The sequence below is a fragment of the Staphylococcus sp. HMSC036D05 genome (assembly GCF_001836225.1).
Lineage (GTDB): Bacteria > Bacillota > Bacilli > Staphylococcales > Staphylococcaceae > Staphylococcus > Staphylococcus caprae.
The window spans coordinates 1-799 of the sequence record NZ_KV827773.1 but is presented as its reverse complement, the minus strand read 5'-3'; the positions used below and the strand labels follow the sequence as shown (position 1 = coordinate 799).

Annotated in this window: 1 protein-coding gene; it reads right to left on the bottom strand. The window is 38.2% G+C overall.

Annotated elements, in window-relative coordinates; genetic code table 11:
• Positions 1 to 799, bottom strand: a 799-nt coding sequence (locus tag HMPREF2580_RS00570; RefSeq protein WP_070830028.1) for a type I restriction-modification system subunit M, incomplete at both ends; no start/stop codon positions are given.

Below are 799 nucleotides of genomic sequence, written 5' to 3'. Positions count from 1 at the left end.
TAAGTGATAAATCATATGTTGAATAAAGGCAAAGTCTGCTTTCGATTTCGGTGCCAGTTTCCCGTAGTCGCTAAAGCGTTCATCTTCTAAGAATGAGGGGTCTGCACTCCAATTCGCACTGTATGGAGGATTTGCGACTACAGCATCAAATTGTTCACCTTTATGCGCTGGATCCTCTAATGTGTCCCCATTTTCAATTTGGAAGGCTTTAAAATTCACATCATGGAGTAACATATTCATGCGAGCTAGGTTATAGGTTGTACTATTATATTCTTGACCGTAGTAATTACGTACTTTAGCTTCTCGACCCACACGTAAAAGTAATGAGCCTGAACCACATGTGGGATCATACACACTTCTTAAGTCTTCTTTACCATCAGTAACAATCTTTGCGAGTATCGTCGATACTTGTTGAGGTGTATAGAATTCGCCCGCCTTTTTACCTGCACTGGCCGCAAATTGACCAATTAAGTATTCATATGCATCGCCTAACATATCGATTTCTAAATCACTGTGTACGAAAGGTAATGTTGAAATATTCATCATAACTTTGGCAATTAACTTTGTACGTGCTGCGTTCGTATTCCCTAAACGACTTGAGTTTAAATCCATATCATCGAATAAGTGGATAAAGTCGTCTTCACTTTCATGACCTCTTGTAGAGTTTTCGACGTTTTTGATGGCGTTACTTAAGTCTTCGATTTCAAACGTTTGATTTTCAATTTTGGTTTTTAAATTACTGAATAAATTTTCTGGCTCGATGACAAATCCAATACGTTGAATGAGCTCTTTCTCAACG